Source organism: Nostoc cf. edaphicum LEGE 07299 (assembly GCF_015207245.1).
Taxonomy (GTDB): domain Bacteria; phylum Cyanobacteriota; class Cyanobacteriia; order Cyanobacteriales; family Nostocaceae; genus Nostoc; species Nostoc edaphicum_B.
Genome location: NZ_JADEXF010000534.1, coordinates 1 through 4,076 on the forward strand (window position 1 = coordinate 1; position 4,076 = coordinate 4,076).

Annotated in this window: 3 protein-coding genes; 1 reads left to right on the plus strand and 2 read right to left on the minus strand. The window is 39.8% G+C overall.

Annotated features, from left to right (window positions below; all coding sequences use genetic code 11):
• A partial coding sequence (locus IQ229_RS16300; protein ID WP_194045419.1) for a glutathione binding-like protein occupies positions 1 to 419 on the plus strand: 419 nt, incomplete at its 5' end.
• A gap of 171 nt (positions 420 to 590) precedes the next feature.
• On the opposite strand, the gene IQ229_RS16305 is transcribed toward IQ229_RS16300, so the two are convergent.
• On the minus strand, positions 591 to 1,463 hold the full coding sequence (locus IQ229_RS16305; RefSeq protein WP_194045421.1) for an FkbM family methyltransferase: 873 nt from the start codon (positions 1,461 to 1,463) through the stop codon (positions 591 to 593).
• 115 nt (positions 1,464 to 1,578) lie between these two features.
• On the minus strand, positions 1,579 to 4,076 hold a 2,498-nt coding region (locus IQ229_RS16310), incomplete at its 5' end, for a CHAT domain-containing protein (RefSeq protein WP_194045423.1).

Consider the following 4,076-nt stretch of genomic DNA (forward strand, 5'->3'; position numbering starts at 1 on the left):
ATGTAGTTCTGCGTGACTCGCAAGCTATTTTAGTATATTTGGCTCGTCAGTATGGCGGAGAATCTTGGTTGCCCTTAGAACCGGAAGCAATGGGTAAAGTCTTGCAGTGGTTGTCTACTGCTGCTAATGAGATTCAGAATAGTCTATCTGTGGCTCGACGGTTTTTTCTATTAGGTACACCTGTCGATTTAGAAGGCGCACAGCAAAAGGCAAGGTATACGCTTGAGGTGATAGACAAGCATCTTCTCAATCGAGACTGGCTAGAAACAAATCACCCAACGATCGCGGATGTTGCTTGTTATCCCTATATTGAACTTGCCAGTGATGCCAAAATTGCTCTTAAAGCGTATCCGCAAGTGAGTGCTTGGATTACTCGCATCAAACAGCTTCCTCTTTACGTCGCAATGCCTGGATACTAAAGTTCTGTGTAAGTAGGTTGGCGCAATTAAAGCTAACTGGCTAAGGCTGTCATTTGTCCTTTGTCATTGGTCATTAGCAAAGATTTTAAGCCTATTTATGTTTCGTAACATACTTTGTTTTTTCGCACCAACTTACTTATACGTTCGTGACAAAAAGCAAAGGTTGTTTTTTCAATTCGGGATACCGAACTCTCGCAAAGCATACATATTGCAGATATCAGTACCTTTAAGATATTTTTCTTGCTCTACTATAACTTTATTAAATCCTTTATCTGTCAATAATGTTGAAATTTTCTCTACTCTATTTTCTAGATCGTGTACTTCAAGAACAATCTGTTTAATCTTTGACCAATCTTGTTCTTCGATTCCCAAAAGTACATCTAATTCACTTTTTTCTACATCTATTTTTAGCAAGTCAATTTGCTGAACTTTGTACTCATGTATAACTTCCGATAAAGTTCTTAATTGACAGGTAACTTGTTCTACGATGAAAGCTTTTTTTAATTTATAGTCAAGTATAAGCGAAAGCAAAAAACGAGGTATTTTAGTATACCAGTATAAAGACGAAGATAAATCGTTGTGATTGCGAATAGCATCGATTTTTTGAAAAGCAGCTTTTTTAAATTTATCTATTTCCTCTTTTGAACCATCTGGGTATGCAGTGGATATAGATGTAGTATTAGGATAATAACCAAATTTCTCAACCTTTGATGTTTTTGAAAGACCGCAAGCTATTGCCTTTATTTTTTCTGGATCGAGGCTTTTAACATTCTGCTCTAACACCTGATATGTTTGAGGAACAGGTTCAAAAGCATAAATGTTTATATTATTATTACACAATTTATATACCCATAAAGAGAACATACCAATATTAGCTCCTACATCAAACACTGTATCGCCTTCATTTAGTTCAATTCCATGTCTAAAATACTCTTGTACTTGCTCGTACATTAAAAATATTTCTTCATTTTTTTGCAGACAAAAAATCTCACTGTTGTTAGGAAGCGTTACCTTTGGTAAGCTAACTTTTTGATTGAATGACATAACTTTTAGTTCTAAATTAAAAATACTTAAAATTCGTTTACTACATTACATAGCCCTCTTGTACCACACTCCAAAAGGGCAATCTGTAGAAACTTCAATAAGTGGATAGAATTTGTCAAAGCCAGTTACCAACTAAAACATAAGGTGCCCAGTAACCAGGACGACTGTAATTGGGGTAATCTTTTAACAACTTTACTTGGGCACGACGCAAGGCTTCAGCCTTTGTCACCTTAGTTTTAACTAACTCACGATAAAATTCACCAATTAAGATAGCAGTAGATTTATCACTGATATGCCATAGTGAAGCTAAAGTACTACGGGCACCAGCTTTCACGGATGCTCCTGCTAACCCTAGCGTGGCGCGATTGTCACCAGTAGCAGTTTGACAAGCACTTAACACCAACATTTCCAAAGCTTCTGAGCGAGTTTGATCTCGACGGCGCAACAGGCTATCAAATTCCGTGACGTTGATCGGGCCATCATCTGCAAGTATAAAAGTATTCTCAACATTAGAACTAAATTGACCGTGGGTTGCCAGATGTAACACATTAAATGGCACAGTATTTACCTTACTCTCTAGGTTTTTGCTGTTAAAGTCTTGATTTAGTAACTGGGTAGTAGAGGCGATCGCTTGGGAAATAGAGTCGAATTCTGATTTAATTTCTGGTAGCGGTGGAAATTGCTGTTGAAAGCCTTGTGGTGGTTGCACTAACCCGGCAGCTAGTACATTGAGTTTTGTTTGTGTCAAGGGTTTGAGTTCGAGTAACTGGAGTCCCAAGCTGAGTGCTACAGCGTATTTTTCTACTAGATATTGCTGACCGTCATACAGTATAGCCATTGGCACGTTTCGCAATATGCCATCCAATACAAATACAAGGGTTTTGACTCCACTATCCTTTAAATCTGACTCAATTTCTTTGATTAACCACCCATAGACTTCCTGTGATAACGCTTGCACTTCCTCATTGCGATCGGGTTCTAATAAATACTCTCTGAGTTGTTTTATAGTACCTTCTACCTCATTCTGTGACTTATTTACTGTATAATTACGCAGTGGTTGCTGAGGAATTTTGACAATGACTTGGAGTTGAGTAGGCAGAATAATTGGATAAATAATTGCGGCTGTGGGATTATCTTTATCTACCACTGTGTCAAGCAAAACAGTTTTGGCATTAATGCAAGCTTCCCGAAAAAAGTCGTCTAATTCTGCCAGTTGAAGTGCTTCAATCCTCTGTCTAGCTTTGTCTAGGGTTAGTTCGCTTGGATGAGTTTGCTGAAACTGCAACAATAATTCTACGGACTCTCGATATACAGGTTCTACACTTTCTTTAAAGGAAAACTGGACATTTCTATTCATAACCACTAAGTCACTACGGAGAGTCTGCAACTCACCGATCGCAGTATCATAAGTAGCAATAGCGCTCTTTATCTCTCCCTGCTGTTTTAACAAGCGTCCTAACTGCCAATGCCAAAGATAAGCGATATCTGGGGCGTTGATTGTTTCGGCTACGAACAGTGCCTGCTCGGTGAGGTTCTGGGCTATTGACCATTGTTTAGTTTGTTCGTATACACTGCCTAGAGTCCCCAGGGCAAAGCTCTCGGCTCGTTTATCTGCTAAATCTTGAGCTTGTTGCAGGGCCCTGGCGCAGATTTGAGCGATCGTTTCGGGTGTGGTTCCGAATTTCATCAAGCTTTGAGCTAGATTAATCTGTGCATAAATAGTTTTCACAGAAGTGGGTAGTTGTGCCAGTTGAGTTTGGATTTGCGGCAATAGTGTCTGCACGGCGGCTGTTTGTCCCGTGTTCACTAGTAAGTTCAACTGATTAACTTGAGCCTGAACTTTGCTAATTTGGTTAGGAGCGATCGCAGCAGCTTGCTGATAGAACTCTATTGCCCCTTTAAAATCTTGCTGTCCTTGTGCTGTGTTGCCTAAACTCAACAAAGCAGCGCTCACATCTTGGGGAGAATCCAATTTTTGGGCAATTGACAAACTTTGCTTTAATACCCGACGGGATTGATCCAAATCTCCAGCTAATTGCAGAGCATTCCCAAAAGCCCGTAATTCTACTGCTTTACTGACTGAATCAGGTTTTGATTGTAACTGATGCTGCAATTGAGTCAAGATTCTTAAACCCTGACGGTAAAATCCCAAAACTTGCCATGCTTGCGCTTGATTGATGCGATCGCGGATAATGCCATTTTGATCGCCTAATTGCTTATAGCTGGCTTCCGCGCGTTGCCAGGTGTTAAGTGCCTGTTCAGCTTGTCCCAAGTCTAGTTGAATACTACCTTGAATATCTAGAATTGGAGCCAAAACCTGAAGATTTTGTGCAGAAGAGGATTTTTCGAGCAACTTCAAGCTATCTGTAATTGCCTGTTGCGCTGGTGGCAAATTACCCAGTTTTTGATATGCCAACGCCAAATTACTTAATGCCACAGCTTGCTGTAATGCATTACCTTGACTGCCAAAACTTTTAACTGCTTGTTGCAAAACTTTAATCGCTTCTGCAAATTGTCCTGCCTTATACAGCACTTTACCCTGTTGCAGCAAGTCTTGTGTTTGTGCAGGAGGATTTTGAATTAACACTCCAAGAGTTGCGATATTTTGTGCCT

Coding starts and splice junctions, on each gene's coding strand:
- IQ229_RS16305 (WP_194045421.1), bottom strand. CDS start 1,463: ATGTCATTCAATCAAAAAGTTAGCTTACCAAAGGTAACGCTTCCTAAC.